Source organism: Bacteroides sp. AF25-5LB (assembly GCF_003602965.1).
Lineage (GTDB): Bacteria > Bacteroidota > Bacteroidia > Bacteroidales > Bacteroidaceae > Bacteroides > Bacteroides uniformis.
The window spans coordinates 23,267-39,475 of the sequence record NZ_QTMC01000026.1 but is presented as its reverse complement, the minus strand read 5'-3'; the positions used below and the strand labels follow the sequence as shown (position 1 = coordinate 39,475).

At 39.5% G+C, this 16,209-nt stretch carries 15 protein-coding genes; all 15 read right to left on the bottom strand.

What is annotated here, in order from left to right; all coding sequences use genetic code 11:
- Positions 1 to 250: 250 nt before the first annotated feature.
- The gene (locus tag DWY57_RS19700; protein WP_032950830.1) at positions 251 to 1,390 is read right to left on the bottom strand and encodes a dTDP-glucose 4,6-dehydratase; all 1,140 of its coding nucleotides are present in this window, start codon (positions 1,388 to 1,390) and stop codon (positions 251 to 253) included.
- Between the two features lie 19 nt (positions 1,391 to 1,409).
- The gene (gene rfbD, locus DWY57_RS19695) at positions 1,410 to 2,324 is read right to left on the bottom strand and encodes a dTDP-4-dehydrorhamnose reductase (protein ID WP_007853100.1); all 915 of its coding nucleotides are present in this window, start codon (positions 2,322 to 2,324) and stop codon (positions 1,410 to 1,412) included.
- Between the two features lie 91 nt (positions 2,325 to 2,415).
- Entirely contained in the window at positions 2,416 to 2,973 is a 558-nt protein-coding gene (gene rfbC / locus DWY57_RS19690; protein ID WP_007853095.1) for a dTDP-4-dehydrorhamnose 3,5-epimerase, read from the bottom strand.
- Positions 2,974 to 3,060: 87 nt separating this feature from the next.
- Positions 3,061 to 3,969, bottom strand: coding sequence for a glucose-1-phosphate thymidylyltransferase RfbA (rfbA, locus tag DWY57_RS19685; protein WP_007853092.1), 909 nt, complete (start codon positions 3,967 to 3,969; stop codon positions 3,061 to 3,063).
- Positions 3,970 to 3,994: 25 nt separating this feature from the next.
- Positions 3,995 to 5,128 carry a DUF1972 domain-containing protein gene (locus DWY57_RS19680; protein ID WP_007853090.1) on the bottom strand — a complete coding sequence of 378 codons (1,134 nt, stop codon included), beginning with the start codon at positions 5,126 to 5,128 and terminating at the stop codon, positions 3,995 to 3,997.
- A 12-nt stretch (positions 5,129 to 5,140) separates the two neighbouring features.
- Positions 5,141 to 6,769: a hypothetical protein gene (locus DWY57_RS19675; RefSeq protein WP_120164413.1), complete on the bottom strand. Its 1,629-nt coding sequence runs from the start codon at positions 6,767 to 6,769 to the stop codon at positions 5,141 to 5,143.
- Positions 6,735 to 7,196: a hypothetical protein gene (locus DWY57_RS19670; RefSeq protein ID WP_038605899.1), complete on the bottom strand. Its 462-nt coding sequence runs from the start codon at positions 7,194 to 7,196 to the stop codon at positions 6,735 to 6,737. The genes DWY57_RS19675 and DWY57_RS19670 overlap by 35 nt, the downstream gene beginning before the upstream one ends.
- A 549-nt stretch (positions 7,197 to 7,745) precedes the next feature.
- Positions 7,746 to 8,438: a glycosyltransferase gene (locus DWY57_RS19665; RefSeq protein ID WP_007853075.1), complete on the bottom strand. Its 693-nt coding sequence runs from the start codon at positions 8,436 to 8,438 to the stop codon at positions 7,746 to 7,748.
- Positions 8,438 to 9,028 carry a glycosyltransferase gene (locus DWY57_RS19660; RefSeq protein WP_117875813.1) on the bottom strand — a complete coding sequence of 197 codons (591 nt, stop codon included), beginning with the start codon at positions 9,026 to 9,028 and terminating at the stop codon, positions 8,438 to 8,440. Before DWY57_RS19660 ends, DWY57_RS19665 begins: the two co-directional genes overlap by 1 nt.
- A 40-nt stretch (positions 9,029 to 9,068) precedes the next feature.
- Positions 9,069 to 10,151 (bottom strand): polysaccharide pyruvyl transferase family protein, encoded by a 1,083-nt coding sequence (locus DWY57_RS19655; protein WP_038605904.1) that lies wholly within the window; start codon positions 10,149 to 10,151, stop codon positions 9,069 to 9,071.
- A gap of 12 nt (positions 10,152 to 10,163) precedes the next feature.
- Positions 10,164 to 11,885, bottom strand: coding sequence for a thiamine pyrophosphate-binding protein (locus DWY57_RS19650; protein ID WP_229099056.1), 1,722 nt, complete (start codon positions 11,883 to 11,885; stop codon positions 10,164 to 10,166).
- Between the two features lie 18 nt (positions 11,886 to 11,903).
- On the bottom strand, positions 11,904 to 12,725 hold the full coding sequence (locus tag DWY57_RS19645; RefSeq protein WP_007853066.1) for an SDR family oxidoreductase: 822 nt from the start codon (positions 12,723 to 12,725) through the stop codon (positions 11,904 to 11,906).
- Between the two features lie 10 nt (positions 12,726 to 12,735).
- Positions 12,736 to 13,944 carry an EpsG family protein gene (locus tag DWY57_RS19640; protein WP_038605907.1) on the bottom strand — a complete coding sequence of 403 codons (1,209 nt, stop codon included), beginning with the start codon at positions 13,942 to 13,944 and terminating at the stop codon, positions 12,736 to 12,738.
- A complete protein-coding gene (locus tag DWY57_RS19635) occupies positions 13,941 to 14,924 on the bottom strand; it encodes a glycosyltransferase (protein WP_117875812.1) in 984 nt (327 codons plus the stop codon). Before DWY57_RS19635 ends, DWY57_RS19640 begins: the two co-directional genes overlap by 4 nt.
- Positions 14,925 to 15,304: 380 nt before the next feature.
- Entirely contained in the window at positions 15,305 to 16,207 is a 903-nt protein-coding gene (locus tag DWY57_RS19630; RefSeq protein WP_117875811.1) for a CoA ester lyase, read from the bottom strand.
- Positions 16,208 to 16,209 lie beyond the last annotated feature (2 nt).

Below are 16,209 nucleotides of genomic sequence, written 5' to 3'. Positions count from 1 at the left end.
AAATGTTATATGGAACATTGTTCCGTAAACAGAATGTCTGGACTGACATTCCGAGAGGCACCGCCTCGGTTTGATACTGAAAGTAGAATCTTTCAAGGTCTTCACTGCTTAGCATAATTCGTAAGTTTTAGTTCGCAGCGAAGATATATATTTCATTTTTGAGCCCTAATTTGAGTACTTACATTTATATGTTATTACCTCCCTCTAAATAGCGTTTATTTTAAATCGACTCTTATTTTTTATTCATAGACTACCTGTTTTTATACATCTCGTCGTAATATTTCTGATAGCCTCCGCTCGTCACGTTGTCCATCCATGCCTGGTTGTCCAGATACCACCGCACGGTCTTCTCTATGCCTTCCTCAAACTGCAGGCTCGGTTCCCAGCCAAGCTCTCTTTGCAGCTTGCGTGAGTCAATGGCATAGCGCATGTCGTGCCCCTTGCGGTCGGTAACATAAGTAATCAGGTTCATGTCCTCGCCCTCGGCTCTGCCCAGCAAACGGTCTACCGTCTTGATGACCACCTTGATGATGTCGATGTTCTTCCATTCATTAAAACCGCCGATGTTGTATGTGTCGGCAGTCTTGCCCTTGTGGAATATAAGGTCGATGGCGCGTGCGTGGTCCTCAACATACAGCCAGTCGCGTACGTTCTCGCCCTTGCCATAGACAGGAAGCGGCTTCTTGTGGCGGATGTTGTTGATGAACAGAGGTATCAGTTTCTCAGGAAACTGGTAGGGCCCATAATTGTTCGAGCAATTTGTTACGATGGTCGGCATACCGTAAGTGTCATGGAAGGCACGGACGAAATGGTCTGACGACGCCTTCGACGCAGAGTAGGGAGAGTGCGGGTTGTACTTTGTCTCTTCCGTGAAGAACTCTGTGCCGTAGGCGTGGTGATGCTCCGACGATGCCTTAGTAGTAAATGGAGACTCAATGCCTTCGGGATTGGTCAGCTCCAACGCGCCGTAAACCTCATCTGTTGAGATGTGATAAAAACGCTTGCCCTCATAGCCTTCCGGCAGACTCTCCCAGTATTCCTTTGCAGCCTGAAGCAGGGTTAGCGTGCCGATTACGTTAGTGTGGGCGAATGTGAACGGGTCTTTGATTGAACGGTCCACGTGGCTCTCGGCTGCCAAGTGGATAATGCCGTCCACGTTATACTTTGCCATCAGTGCCTTCACTATCTCATAATCACAGATGTCGGCCTTCACGAACGTATAGTTTTCTTTGTCCTCGATGTCCTTCAGGTTTGCCAGGTTGCCGGCATACGTCAGCTTGTCGAGGTTGATAATGTGGTATTCGGGGTATTTGTTAACGAACAGGCGTACCACGTGTGAGCCGATAAATCCGGCTCCGCCCGTTACGATTATGTTTCTCTTGAATTCCATGTCGTTTTTGTTTTGTTGGTTAATGCTGTATTGCATCCATATTTTTCATGCAGACTTTCAGCGAATCCGTCCAATAAGGTATCTTCAACCCGAAAGTCTCCTTGATTTTTGTCTTGTCCAATACCGAATATGCCGGACGTTTGACCGGACTGGGGAACTCATCGCTGTGGCAAGGTTGGATGTCGCAGGCTGTATTTCCTGACTGTTCGGCAATCTTCTTGGTAAAGTCGAACCACGAGCATACACCCTCGTTGCTGAAATGGTAGATGCCGCGCTTTGAATATCCGTTCTTTGGATTCTCTTTTTCATAGTCTGACAATACGGTCTTGATTGCCACGGCAAGGTCGTAGGCATAAGTCGGCGTGCCTGCCTGATCGAACACCACAGTCAGTTTCGGCTTCGTTGCAGTCAGGTTAAGCATCGTCTTTACGAAGTTCCTGCCGTATTCTGAGTACAGCCATGCCGTGCGGATAATGACGTAATCGCAATCTACGACTTCAATATTCTGCTCGCCCTCCAGTTTAGTCTTTCCATAAACACCAGTAGGAGTACCTTTCTGGTTTTCACGGCACGGAGTGTTATACGGATCGCCGCCAAAGACATAGTCGGTGGAAATCTGTATGAGCAGACCGTTCACCTTTTTCATTGCCTCTGCCAGTATCTTCAGCGCATCGGCGTTCAGTTTGCGGCACAATGCCTCGTCGCTCTCCGCCTTGTCAACGTTGGTGTACGCCGCGCAGTTCACGATGCACTGTATGTCTTTCTCCTTCACAATGCTTCTTACGGCATCCGCGTCTGTTATGTCAAGTATGGTCGTCTCCACGCCCTCAGCCTTTACAACGTCAGTAAAGGTATAGCTGTCATTCGTGTCTTTGCTTACTATGCGCATCTCGTTGCCCAGCTGGCCGTTTGCGCCTGTTACAAGTATGTTCATGTGTTCTTATTTTTAGGAGTAAAAGAGTAAGGAGAGGAGGAGTAAGTAGAAATGCCTTTTGAATTCATAATTGATTGGTTTTCTAACCTTCTCACTTGTAAATGAATGGTGATTCAAAATCTTTCAGCAGTGGGTGTTTCGTGTCTTTCTCACTGAGAATAGCGTGTTCAGTCGGTATGCACCAGTCAATGCCCAAACTGCCGTCGAGTATGCTTATACCTCCGTCAGCCTCGGGATGATAGAACTCATCGCACTTGTACAGGAACATTGCGGTCTCGCTGAGTACGGCGAATCCGTGTGCAAAACCCTTGGGGATGAAGAACTGACGGTGGTTGTCCTCGGTCAGCTCAACGGCTACATGCCTGCCGTATGTGGGCGAGCCTTTACGAATGTCAACTGCGACGTCAAGCACGGCTCCTTTTACGCATCTCACTAACTTTGCCTGCGTGAACGGCGGACGTTGGAAATGCAGGCCACGCATAACGCCGTACGATGACATGCTCTCGTTGTCCTGCACGAAAGTCACGTGACAGACTTTTTCGTCGAACTCCCTTTGCGAGAAACTCTCGAAGAAATATCCTCTCTCATCCTTGAACAGACGCGGCTCGATAATCACCACGTCCTCTATCTCTGTCTTGATTACTTCCATTGTGTTATATCTTTAAAAGAATTGATACAAACCAGAGAAACTGTATATCTTAATTCCAAATTCCTCATTCATAACTCTTAATTCTTTTCAGTATTCCAAATTCTTTTCCAACGAATCTTCCTTCTCATCAAGAATTGAAAGCAGATACTTTCCGTAGTCGTTCTTCAGCATGGGCTGTGCCACCTCACGGAGCTTGTCCGCCGTTATCCAGCCTTTGCGGTAGGCGATGCCCTCAAGACAGGCGACCTTCAATCCCTGACGTTTCTCCAAAACCTCGATGAATGTCGATGCCTCTGACAACGAGTCATGCGTACCAGTGTCAAGCCATGCAAAGCCGCGGGCCATGGTCTGCACTTTCAGCTCCTTGTCTTTCAGAAACTCTTGGTTCACAGTCGTAATCTCCAGCTCTCCACGCGCAGAAGGCTTGATGTTCTTGGCTATATTTACCACCTTGTTCGGATAAAAATACAGCCCGACTACGGCATAGTTGCTTTTAGGATGTTCCGGCTTCTCTTCAATGCTCAGGCAGTTGCCGTCCTTGTCAAACTCTGCCACACCGTAACGCTCGGGGTCACTCACGCGGTAGCCGAATACGGTCGCTTTGCCGTTCTGTTCGGCATCGGTGACAGCCTGCTTCAGTATGTCGTTCAATCCCGCACCGTAGAAAATATTGTCGCCCAACACCAGGCTGGTGCAGTCATTTCCGATGAACTTTTCACCGATAATGAAAGCTTGGGCCAGCCCATCAGGTGAAGGTTGCTCGGCATACTCAAACCTCACTCCGAAGTTACTTCCGTCACCTAATAGCCTCTTGAAACCCGGCAGGTCTAAAGGGGTCGAGATAATGAGTATCTCCCTGATTCCGGCCAGCATCAGCACAGAAATCGGATAATAAATCATCGGTTTATCAAAAATTGGAATCAACTGCTTGCTGATTCCCTTGGTGATAGGATACAAACGTGTACCGCTGCCACCGGCTAATACTATACCTTTCATACTTAATATATTGAGTTTCAGTTTTTCACTTTTCGTTCTGTTCCAACAACCACTGAAAATACTTCTCGTGCTCATCCACCAGGTGTTCCCAAGAATATTCATTTCGGATTACTTCAATGTTGTTGGCTGTATATTGAATCTTGCTTTCCTCTGCCATCGTGTCAATACGGTTAAGATACTCTGCGACCTTGTCTGCCGACGGATAATAGAAAGCATTCTCTTCCAGCACGGCACGGTTGAAGATATTGTCGTGCGCAAAGATGAAACAGCCCGCCGCCATTGCTTCGAGCAAGGAAGGATTGGTGCCTCCCACGCTGTGACCGTGGAAATAGGCCTTTGAGAAATGACGGACGGAATCCAGTTTCTTGAAATCATAGATACCACCGACAAATCTCACGTTCTTCTCGTTTCCGTACTTCTCTACAAGCTCTTTACCGTGAGGCGTGTTCGTCTTGCCGACTACAATCAGCGGTCTGCGTCCGTTTTCTTTCGAATGCAGATAGCCTTCTATCGCCATCACGATGTTGTTTTCCGGTTCAAGACGGGCAATCAAGATGTAATATTCTTCCGGTTGCAATCCAAATTCTTTCAAATAGTCTGCATTGAAATCATCATGAATGTCCGCGCCATAAGCCAAAAACTTGCTCTCCTTGTCGTATTTCTCCTTATAATAATCGTGGATGCCCATGTTGTCGGCAATCAAGTAATGACTGTATTTCACCGCCATTTTCTCTTCCCAATCCAGAAAACGTCTTACCATCGGGCTGAACTTCGACCGCTTGTTCTCCAATCCATCCATATTGGTGGTGAATATCGGACGTTTCCGCTTCCTCACGTTGAACCAGATGTAAGCCGGAATAATACTCGTGTAACCCGCCTCATAAATGATGTCGAAATCTTCTTTCTTCAAGGCATCGCACAATGACGCAAAGTCATAGAAAAAACTGCCGACTGAACTTCCCATCCATGTCTCCGGACTGTAGATATGTTTAAGGCGTACACCTTTATATGTGTCCTCCTGATACGGATGAAATTTGGGTGAATAGACTACCACTTCATGACCTCTTTGTGCCAATCCTACGGAAATGTATTCGGCAAACTGTTCGAAGCCCCCATAGTTGTTAGGTATACCACGGGTGCTGATAAATGCTATTTTCATTAGATTGTATTATTATAAAATTTCACTGATGTCTTTCAGCTTGTGGAGACTACAATCGCCCAAAGCTCTGTCGTAGGTGATGTTGATTTTTAGAAAGCGCATATGCCTTCTGTTGTATAAAACATAAGGTTGTGCAATATGCACCATGAGATTATCGGTTGGTTCTTTCCAAAACAAGCCTTTTGATTCATCAATGGCCTCATATTGTTTGTCAATTTGCCGCATGTTTGTCAACGTTCCATATAAGTAAGTAGGGCAATCATCTTTTTTTATGATGAACAAATTGTTACTTCCACTGCCTATGGCGATGATTTCCTCACGCTTGATGCATCCTAAATCCTGCCCCCAAAGTGAAATACCGTTGTTTAGCAAGACGTATTCGTCTTTATTGAAATGCATTCTTCGCAGAGCCTCTCCCAAATCATTGTATTGTATCAGGTAAGTGGCAACGGCACCATTCAAAATAAATAAGGATGCCAATCTTGCATAAAATTGATGCAGCAAATAAGCTACAAGCACTTCCGTGAAATTAACACTTGAAGTGCTATAGTGTTCAAGCATTTGTCCGGGCGCAGCCTGTGCTGTATCCGATACGATAAACTTCAATTGCTCTACATCTTCGCCATCCATTTTCTTCCTTTGCAATGGCAATGCCATCCTCTCGCATTCTACAATAATTTCTTTTTTGAGCGCATCTAATTTATCAGGATCAATATTGTCATGTTCTTTGATAGACTCAACCCTCTTATCATATTCCTTCACCAATCCTAAAAGTAGAGTTCGAGCTGCTTCTGCCTGTTTCCTTGAGAAATGTTCACAATTTATTTTGCTTATATCAATCATTACAATGCTTCTAAACCATTCCAATGTCTCCCTTTCTTTTTTTAATCTTTCGATAGGAATTTTCTTGTCAATAAGATATTCGTTAATCGTATATGAGTTGCAGTCCTGTTTGTTGACTATATTTAATAGTGAGAATGCCAGATAATCACATAATACCCTGAAAATGTTATGGTCTGCATTGACATCATTGGCGAAGAAGTACATCTGATAGTTTTTTACCAATCTAAATGGCCAATTCCGCAATTTGTCAAAATCCAAAAGGGTTTGAATTATTTCGCTTATTCGGTACAACAGCAAGGGTGGCGGGTCGGGAAGTGTATCTTGAAAGGACATAATATGCTCCATGAGTTCCTTGTTCCCACTGCGCAATACCATAGCTGCAAAAAATAGGTGCATTTCATGAAACTCATTCCGCTCAATTTCATCGTAGCTTCCATTGTAACGCATTGTCCTGTAGTATTGCGAAGCCCATTCCCAATACGATTTTAACCAATCCGTATTTCCCGCTTTAAGCAACCTGTTCAAATGAAACCAGATAAAACTCCGCAATTCTTTTGTTGGATGGCTTTTATTATATATGGTATCATATAATAGTGGAATGAGAGTTGTGTCACAAGATATTCGAGGATACACCTCCCTCTTTTCTGCTGCCAAAAGTATTTGCCTTGCAACTTGAAGCACTTCCGCAGGAAACTCGACTAAGTTTCCATTTCTTTTTTGTGCCTCTTGCGCCAATAGGTCAGCGATACGTCCATACAGTTTGTCATGTGCCGCATCCATACCCTTCTTTTTCCTCATTGTGGTCTGCTGATAACATCACGATGGCTACACGCTCCATATCTTCTTTCGAAGAATATTCTGCCATCTTAATATACGAACTGTAAGTATCCACCTGTTTGTACAGTCCCATCAGGTAAAAAAGTAGTAGACAGACAAACACGGATTGCACAGCCAGCACAGTAATGGACAATAAAACATAGTCATAAAACAAAAATAAAAAGAAAGGAGCAAGAAAAGCAATAGGAATATTAGCTTTTAGCATGAAGAAGAAACGGGCAAATGTGGTCTCTTCCTCAAACCAGTGTGATACCCTTTCCGTTATATAGCGTTCCTGTATCCGTTCTATTGCCTGCAAAATAAAAGGATATGCCAAGCCTATCACGGCTGTAAACAATGACAGCAAGCCGCTAAAGGTATCGTAATCCCCCAATTCAATAGATTTCATTTCGTTATAAAAGAAATTATTGAAGCCACATAAAGTACAAGAATGGCAATCAGTGTAAAAGCAAATAGTTTATCCTGCCACACATCATTAATATAAACACCCAAAGGTTCTACGAGATTCCATAATTTTTTGCGTATCAGTTTGTCCTGCCATACATCTTTAATATATGCGCCAAAAGATTCTACGAGATTCTATAATTCTTTACGCATCATGATTGTTTCCACCCATATATGTCGAAAAAGACAGAATACGCTTGTTAGAACCAATAGACCTATAGATAAATCCCAAAAGCAAATAGAAAGGTTTCCAATCATCCACCATTGCAATGGCATTTGGAGATGCAGCAATCCCCATAAAGTCACTACCAGGACTCCCCAATATACAATGCTTTCAAGGTTTTTTAATTCGCAATAAAGGATGTATGAGATGCAGAGGAATATTGCAATAGTTATGAATATTGTCATTGGACTTTATTTCCTTTTGTAGATGAATGAAATAGGGGATAAATTGAGTGAATGAATTTGCACAAGATTTTCCCATGCAGATTCCTCATTTCTTCATAGCTTCATACAATCTCAATATTTCCTCAGTATGGTCTTTCATCGAATGCTTCCATACTCCATTCAGAACTTTCTCATTAAATTCCACCAACAATGAACGATCTTTAAAAATCTGGTTTAACAATGCAAGCAATTCTGATGCTGAAGTGAAGACAAACCTTTCATCATATTGTTTCACAATGTCTTTTGCGCCGACATTATCAGACACAATGACAGGCACTCCATACGACAATGCTTCCAAGACAACAAAACCAAACGTTTCTTTCCAGATTGACGGAACTATCAATACGTCCATTCCATCATAAACAGTCGCCAACGAACGGCTGTCGAACTTACCTCGATAAAATATCTGCCAATCCTTCTCTTGGGCGACCTTGCCACCCCATACGTCTAATCGCCACGAAGACTTGTCTGTAATTCGTTTCAAGACTTGCAACAACAAAGGCAAACCCTTGTATGGAGTGTCGTTTCCTATAAAACCTATTCGCAATATACTGGCATCAAATGATTTCTTATGCCTGTTGTCTTTTATTTCGGAATGAGTTATGGGTATAATTTTCCCATTTTCAATATGCAGATTTCCTGAATAAACATTTTGGGTGGTCTCGCTATTGAAATGAAAATAATCTATAAGGCCAAAACTCTCTTTGAAATAATCCAATAATTTGCTGTAATCATTCATCACTTAACAGCTTTTCTCAAAAATTGTTTTAACGGGACAAGACATTTGGCATTCCTGACCCTTAAAAATATAGTTTTCTTGGCATCAACATTGCAAGCGCAACAGTTTTGTGCCGATGCAATGGAACAAAACTGTCCGTTATTGTCAATAAAGTTGACTCTTGGACACAATCCGAAATAGTCATGAGACGTATAAACAGTTTTTATACCTCGTCTTTTTATTACTTTCAGAAATTCTAATGGAAGTCCCATCAATGTATGGATATGAAAAATATCAGGTTGTGTTTCTTCAAGCATCTTATTCAAAGATGTAACGTCCACATTATGGTCATCAATAAAGTCGTTCACATTTTTAATTCCATACATCAAAGGAACAGGCTTAGAATTTACTAACTCAAAGACACATACGTCACCAATGGATTCATCCGACCGAATATGACACTTGGGCATTGTAAGAGACATACTTCCTGGGTACAAGGCAAAAATCTTATGCCCCATACTTGCCTGCATCTGCATTAAATCTGCCGCATAACGGACAAGTCCGCCACTTCTATATGGCTGGAAACCTAATGTATAATGAAGAATGTGCATATAACAAAAATCATTCTATGAGAAACATCACAAACTATTGCTATATTGATTCTTTCAAAAACTTTTCAGATAAGCTTCGTAGGGAGTTTATTTTTAAATCAATAGAAGTATAGTCTATTTTTCTAATGTGTGTAGGTATATCTGACTTATGTGGTATAAGATGGTCTTTCAAATCCAATGAAGTTAAAAGGGATTCGGCCCTATCGGAATTTTCAGAAAATGAAGCAAAAAATTGCTTGTGAAATATCAATGAAAAAACCATTCCATGGTAAGAAGAAGTGAAAATGAAATCCGCATATTTAATCAATGAAATAAATTCTATTGGATTTGCAGAAGAAATGGTATCTTTTTTTATGGTAGGTCTTGGTCGGCCTTCTAAAATAAGGAGTTTGCATCCTAATCTTTGTGCAAAATCAGCGACTTGCTTTTCATTGAAGGAATTTCTTAATAACCTATAATAAAGAACATATCTTTCATTAAACATATTTCTAATTGGGAATACTCGTTCCCAAATATCATTCGTCAATAAGAGTGTAGGGTCTAAAACTAATGGACTATTAATGCCAACTTCTTCCATTATGAATTTTAATTTTTCTTCTCTTACAGAAATGTGTGAGAATTTGTTGACTTTTTCTTTCAAAAAGTCATAGTTTTTTTTGCTCAAGTCCATATTACCCATACTTGCCGCATAAGCTATGTGTTTATTTGCTTTTAATATGTTATCAGCAAAATATACAGGATCAAAATGATTGGATAATTCCGGTTGTTTTCTCCATATTTGATCACTTCCATAAATGATGATATCAAACTTATCGTTTGTCGAATAGTCAATACAATAAGGCTGAATAAATTCCTCAATGAATTGCATAAACGATGTAATTCTCTTTTTTCGTTTCTTATAAGATAATAGAATCTTTAAGCCGTATTTTATGGCATCTTTGATACCGTAATTAAACATTTCCTTGATAGAGAAAAAGTCATATAGCTGTTTATGATACAATGGCCAATAATCTATAAAATATACATCATGCCCCATTTGTACCAATTTTATGCGCAGTGCTATGGCTTGCAGCAAAGCACCATAATTATGGCTTTTGTGGTAAGTTATGATTCCTATTTTCATGATTTTTAAAAATTATCTCTTAATAATATCTTTAACAATTCTTTTTGCCTTGTTCTTAATTTCCAATACACATTCTTTTATTATATGTCTATACGCATATACAGCATTACTTTCGTCTTTAGAATCAGTAAAGGCCTCCAGTATCATTGGGGCTTCTCTATTATTAGAATCTGTAAACTGTTCATACATATTCAGGAAATCTTCTTTGGTAGATGCAGTTAAATATTTAAAGCCTAAACTGAGTGCATAATTTTTAACCAAAGTCGTGGATTTATATCCAAAATGACCTGCTGCAGCCATATATGAATCCGCTTCCTCACCAAACAAAACACAGGGGTGATCATAATTCCTAAACTCTGTACCGCGACCGTTATTTATTAATAGTATGCGTATATTATTGCTCACATAACGGTTCCCTAAAGAGTTCATATCATAGAAAAAGGCCAAATCGCCTATAACTGCAAAATGCAATATATCAGGATTTGCAATAGATGCACCTAACAACGTGGAAAGTGTGCCGTCAATCCCGAAGCCTCCCACATTGCAGATTGTCTGAATGTCCGATCGTGTTGGAGCAAAATTCCATGAACGAAAACTGTTGAATATGCTCAAATGAAGAATGGATTGTTTGGGCAATTTACCAATCAATGTTTGAGCGATCCAAACATTTGAAAATTCAACATTAGGCGCTTGCGATACAATAGATTCATATTCCTTTTTGCATGCATTCAAATATTCATCAGTGTTGTTTGGATTAACATCCTTATAGAGTGTAAAGAATATTTTCTCAGGCATGGAAAAAACATTTTTTAGTCGCTTAAATGTATCCCTTACTTCACCATCCTCACTTACTCGCCATACGCTTTGAGGTTTTAAAGAACCTTGTGTATATGTATCACCTGAAACTTCACCTATATGAATCAATAAATCCGGATTATTGGTATGGGGGGTATATGAAGATTGTGCCGCAATCAAAGCATAATCTATTCTATATTTACCCAAATACCCACTGGTTTTATCACAAAAAACGACCGCATTGTGATTTGCACAGAAGGAGTCTATCGCATTCAATTCATCATCACTCCACTTTTTATGGCTACCTACAAATATTGCTATTCTTCCAATTGGTAAGGGCGGCACATTTTCAAATTGAGAATAACGCTTGATTACCCTTGTGCTTGGCAAATTGCGTGTAAGAAATGAACTGCCGCTATAACTTAGATTTATATGAACAGGCCCTCCGCCGTTACGTGTTAATTCAAGCAAAGCCTTATTCGTTTGGACATTGACGAACCATTCATCGTCCTGACTTTTACATTTCCCCAAACTAATGCTCATTTTAACTGTGTCTACAGGTTGTTCACTTCTATCTATAACTTGCGGCCTTAAATGACCGATGTCATTACTGCCATGACATCCTGTAATAGCTAGCACAGGAAGTTTTCGGTAATATGCTTCAGTTAATCCGGGGAAGTAATTACGTGATGCTGTTGCTTCCGTGCAGGAAAGTACAACAGGCTCTCCAGATTCATAAGCTAATCCACAGGCCATATAAGCAGCCGATCTTTCATCCACCGCAGAATACAGCTCAAAATAGGGGTCAATCTGCATACTCGCTACAAGCGTAACATTTGTTGTACCAGGTGACACAATGACTTTTCTTATTCCATGAGCTTTCAATAAATATAGAACAATTTGGGTTGTTCTATCGTTTGTATAATATGTAGACATCATATAGTGCTTATTTGTTTCCTATTTTCTGTAATTAATTGAATCTCCGTTATTACAAATTATAATCTGTCCCGACAGGCAAGAAGATGCATCACTAACAAGAAAGCAAGCAACTTCTGCCACCTCTTCAGGCAAATAATATCTGCCTGTCGAATAGTCATCTGCATAAATATCGTCCTTTGTTATGCCTGTCATATCAGTCGTTGTAATACCTGGAGCAATTGCATTTATTCTTATATTGCTATGTATCAACATTTTTGCAAGTCCCTGCGTTAAGCTGTTAATGGCAGCTTTAATGAGTCCGTAAGGTAAATCATCAGCATAATGTCCCCGTTCTGAGGATAGAAATAGTATGGATCCGCCATTTCTATGCTTTTTCTCATACATACGAAGAAACTTTTGTGACAAGAAATACGCTCCCTTGAGATTTGTCTCTATTTGCTTGTCAAATTGTTCATAATGAACATCCATTATGGTGCCCTCATGCAACGAAATACCGGCATTATTTACCAGCACATTGGCACCGCCTAACAGGTCATCCGCCTCTTTAATGAACTCATCCATGTGAGTAAAATCCGTTACATCATATTGCATGTATTTACAACCAATCTCTTTTGCAGCTTTTTCTAACTTTTCTTCGTCGCGACCTGTTATTAAGACTTCGGCTCCTTCATCTGTAAATTTTTTTGCCATAGCAAATCCCAATCCACGATTTCCGCCTGTTATAATCACTTTCTTTCTAACTAACCGTTGGTTAGGAGACAACAATACGATATCTGCTTTTGTCACTTTTTTTCTTTGTAGCAGTTTAAGTATTGTTTTTATATTCCTTTTTATGCTCATAGTCATTATTTTAATTATTGATAAAATCATTAATGTACAAATCCGTATTTATATAATCACGGCCATTGGAATCCCATATATACATCATCCTATAATCCGCTGTGGTCATACAAGAATATCGGATGAATGGATAGAAGCAGCAAAGCAAAGATACCAAAGAGAAAATTCTAACAGCACTTATTGTGTCTTTGCTCTTTAAAAGCTTATAATATACGATTCCTGCAACAATGGCTTGAAAAATTAGCAATGCCTTACTATATCTATCAAATATTTCTATTGTACTAAAAAAAGGATTCAGAAATGCTCCTATGATGAAGAGGTTATAAGTTAGTATACCCCATTTATAGGAGTTTAGATACCGCGGTCCGTAAATGATGACAGGTAAAAATGATACAAACGTAAATACCTTATTTCGAAGATTATATTCACCAATGCCAGTAATGCCATACCCTTCTGTTACCATGCCACTTACTTTTAGTAAGTAAGTAGAAAGCCGAACATCTTGAAGACTGTTTCCGCCTAAATAATAGACAGACAATGCAATTTCAGAAAGAAAGGACATTATTGAGATGGAAACTACAAAAACCGAAAGAAATACTGTTATGACGGAAATAGTTATCGGGATATGCTTTTTGCGCCCAAAGTAGTAAACCGGTATAAAAGCCAATAATAGAAGTGTTCCATTATGTATCAGTACTCCTACAATAAATGCCAATATGCACTTAATATACTTTTTCTTGTTATCCGATAGCAGAAAATATAGAGAAATCAGTGCAAACGAAACAGCTAAATACCATCTGATGTAGTTGTCATTACTTTGCGCAACAACAGGAAGCAATGGAAGAACATAATACAAGCAATTTTTAAAATGTTTGGCTACGAGTAAAAAGCTAAACATAAATAAAGCGACTTGGAAGGAAATTACAATAAAATATGGTACTCCTATTGAATTGAATAGATAAAAAAGAAAGTGATATATGGGTTCTGTCGTATTCCAATCCATTGATTTATGTTCAAGATATCTTACACAATATAAATTCCAATCTATATTATGTCCGAATCTTAATCCTAAAACAAACACATAAGGAACAAACGCCCACAGAGATGCTTTCCAATATTCCTTGTCTGTTTTTGTCTGGGACATTTTCCTTCCAGCTACAAAGAGCATCCAAATTTCCAATACATGCAATAGAATGTATATTAATCTTATGGTGCTCATAATGGTTTGGATAGTTTTAATTTTCTGAAAATATCTTTTATCGCAAGATATATCCCCAACAATTTATGGCGTTGCAGAAATAATTCAAAACGATGAGTGTTTGGCAACAGCGGAACGACAGGTTTATAATCGGGATTTAATACGAGATGGTGTAACAAGACATTGGCATATCGTCTTTCTATCAAAGCCGATAAATCTGTAGATAAGTTATCCCGTCTGCATAAATAAGCCCGAAGGCCTTGGGCTGAAACCGAAAATTTATATCGGTTTTTAAACCCTTTGATGTGGGATGCTGAACTATTCAATTCACGGTAAACACTTGTTATATCCGATAAGAAATGTATTTTTCCCATTCTGGAAGCTGAATACCAGCGAGGAATATCCCCTAATAAAAAATTCCCTGAATCAAAAATAAAAGGATCGGAAACTATTATTTTATCAAGGACAGATTTTCTAATAACTACAGTTAAAGTCATTACTATTCTTGGGTATCTAATAATATCTTCACATGAGAGATTGCAACCAATTTCAACTTTTTTGTTTTCTATTTTATCATGGGTGAATTTTCCTGTTGATTGGTTAAAACATAAACAATTTGAATGCGACATTACATACTCATCATGCTTCTCTAACCAGTCCACCTGTTTTTGTAATTTTAGCGGATCAGTCCAGTAATCGTCACCTTCGCAAAATGCTATATACTTTCCATGCATATGTGCGTTTATTATTCTATTTAATGAACCATTCCGTTTTGAGTATTGATTTTCTGTTTCATAAATAGGTTTAATAATGTCTGGATATTTTCTGGCATACTCACGTATTATCGCCGCACTGCCATCTGAAGATGCATCATCGTGAACAATAGCCTCGAAGCGGAAGCTTGTTTTTTGCATCACGAAACCTTCAAGGCATTGGCGGAGGTACGGTTCATGGTTGTAAACCATGCATTTTATAGAAACTAATAACTTATTGTCATTCATTTTATTTTTCCCAAATATATTTTGAGGGTGCTTTACCGTCACAATATCATATGATGTTGTGGTGGCAAAGACACTGGTGGAATAATCGCGTGATACATTTAACCGGACTGCTCTTATCGTCTCCTTCTGGGGCTAGTCTCACAAAAGTTTTTATCATAAGCTGAAAGATTGTTTTTTATGCAGGAAAGTACATTCTTAAGATATTCAAACTTACATACATATCATCCCTTGAAAAACTATTTCTTCACTGTCTGTTATTACATTTGCTATAATATTTTTTTCATACAATGCATTACAGACTAACAAATAATAAACCTTTTCTGTATCCATCAACCAATGATTTAGCTTGCTAAGCAGTTCAATGGATAGTCATCATTAAATCATAATTCATGGAATTCCTTTTCTTTAAGCACAATCAGCTCATGTTTTCTAATTATATTGCGCGCCATTTTCACCATTGGAGGTCCTATAAATTTGTTATCTTTTACAGCCACTCCTTTGCCCTCACTTACGGCTTCCTCAGATAATGTAATCATTTCTTCTGCCCAAGCAACTTCGTCTTCGGTTGGTGAATAATATCTGTTCACCAATGGAAGTTCCTTAGGATTCAGGACAAGCATACCTTCAAATCCCAAATTCTTACTCAGTATGAGATTCTTCTCCAGATCATCCAAATCATGAACCTTAATATGGACAGTATCAATAGGAAGCACACCACAACTGCGTGCACCAATACATATCATGTTGCGTGCAGTCGTTATGCTTATTCCTTCTGCATCATGTTTTCCACCCATGTCTGTTACATAGTCTTCACACCCAAATGCAACAGCTATAACTCTAGTACATGCACTACATATATCTTTAATATTGATTACAGCACCTGCCGTCTCAATCAATGGGATTATTTTAAATGTTCCAATAGGAAACCCTTTTTCATATTCAATCGTTTCAAGTAATTTACCAAAAAAATAAATGTCATCCCCTTTTGTCGCTTTGGGATACATGAATCCAGCGATCCCGTCTATAGTCAACTGATAAGCATCACGAAGCAGTTCACCACTTTCCCGATCATTCACACGAGGAAATAATAATTTCCCATGCAAATCCGGACGTTTAACAAAATTCTTAATATTGTCACGGGAAAGCTGTTTTTCTGCAAACGGAACAGAATCTTCTATGTCCAATAGAAGAACATCCGCATCACGTCGCACGGCACTATCAAGCAATTTTTGATTATGCGCAGGTACAAACATCAGGCTGCGCATTAAATATGTATTATTCATAA

Excerpts from the sequence above, each read along its gene's own strand:
- DWY57_RS19630 (WP_117875811.1), bottom strand. The coding sequence starts at position 16,207 with ATGAATAATACATATTTAATGCGCAGCCTGATGTTTGTACCTGCGCAT.
- DWY57_RS19650 (WP_229099056.1), bottom strand. The coding sequence starts at position 11,885 with ATGATGTCTACATATTATACAAACGATAGAACAACCCAAATTGTTCTA.
- rfbA (WP_007853092.1), bottom strand. The coding sequence starts at position 3,969 with ATGAAAGGTATAGTATTAGCCGGTGGCAGCGGTACACGTTTGTATCCT.
- rfbD (WP_007853100.1), bottom strand. The coding sequence starts at position 2,324 with ATGAACATACTTGTAACAGGCGCAAACGGCCAGCTGGGCAACGAGATG.
- DWY57_RS19670 (WP_038605899.1), bottom strand. The coding sequence starts at position 7,196 with ATGAAATCTATTGAATTGGGGGATTACGATACCTTTAGCGGCTTGCTG.
- DWY57_RS19680 (WP_007853090.1), bottom strand. The coding sequence starts at position 5,128 with ATGAAAATAGCATTTATCAGCACCCGTGGTATACCTAACAACTATGGG.
- DWY57_RS19635 (WP_117875812.1), bottom strand. The coding sequence starts at position 14,924 with ATGAATGACAATAAGTTATTAGTTTCTATAAAATGCATGGTTTACAAC.
- DWY57_RS19660 (WP_117875813.1), bottom strand. The coding sequence starts at position 9,028 with ATGCACATTCTTCATTATACATTAGGTTTCCAGCCATATAGAAGTGGC.
- DWY57_RS19700 (WP_032950830.1), bottom strand. The coding sequence starts at position 1,390 with ATGGAATTCAAGAGAAACATAATCGTAACGGGCGGAGCCGGATTTATC.
- rfbC (WP_007853095.1), bottom strand. The coding sequence starts at position 2,973 with ATGGAAGTAATCAAGACAGAGATAGAGGACGTGGTGATTATCGAGCCG.
- DWY57_RS19640 (WP_038605907.1), bottom strand. The coding sequence starts at position 13,944 with ATGAGCACCATAAGATTAATATACATTCTATTGCATGTATTGGAAATT.
- DWY57_RS19655 (WP_038605904.1), bottom strand. The coding sequence starts at position 10,151 with ATGAAAATAGGAATCATAACTTACCACAAAAGCCATAATTATGGTGCT.
- DWY57_RS19665 (WP_007853075.1), bottom strand. The coding sequence starts at position 8,438 with ATGAATGATTACAGCAAATTATTGGATTATTTCAAAGAGAGTTTTGGC.
- DWY57_RS19675 (WP_120164413.1), bottom strand. The coding sequence starts at position 6,769 with ATGAGGAAAAAGAAGGGTATGGATGCGGCACATGACAAACTGTATGGA.
- DWY57_RS19645 (WP_007853066.1), bottom strand. The coding sequence starts at position 12,725 with ATGAGCATAAAAAGGAATATAAAAACAATACTTAAACTGCTACAAAGA.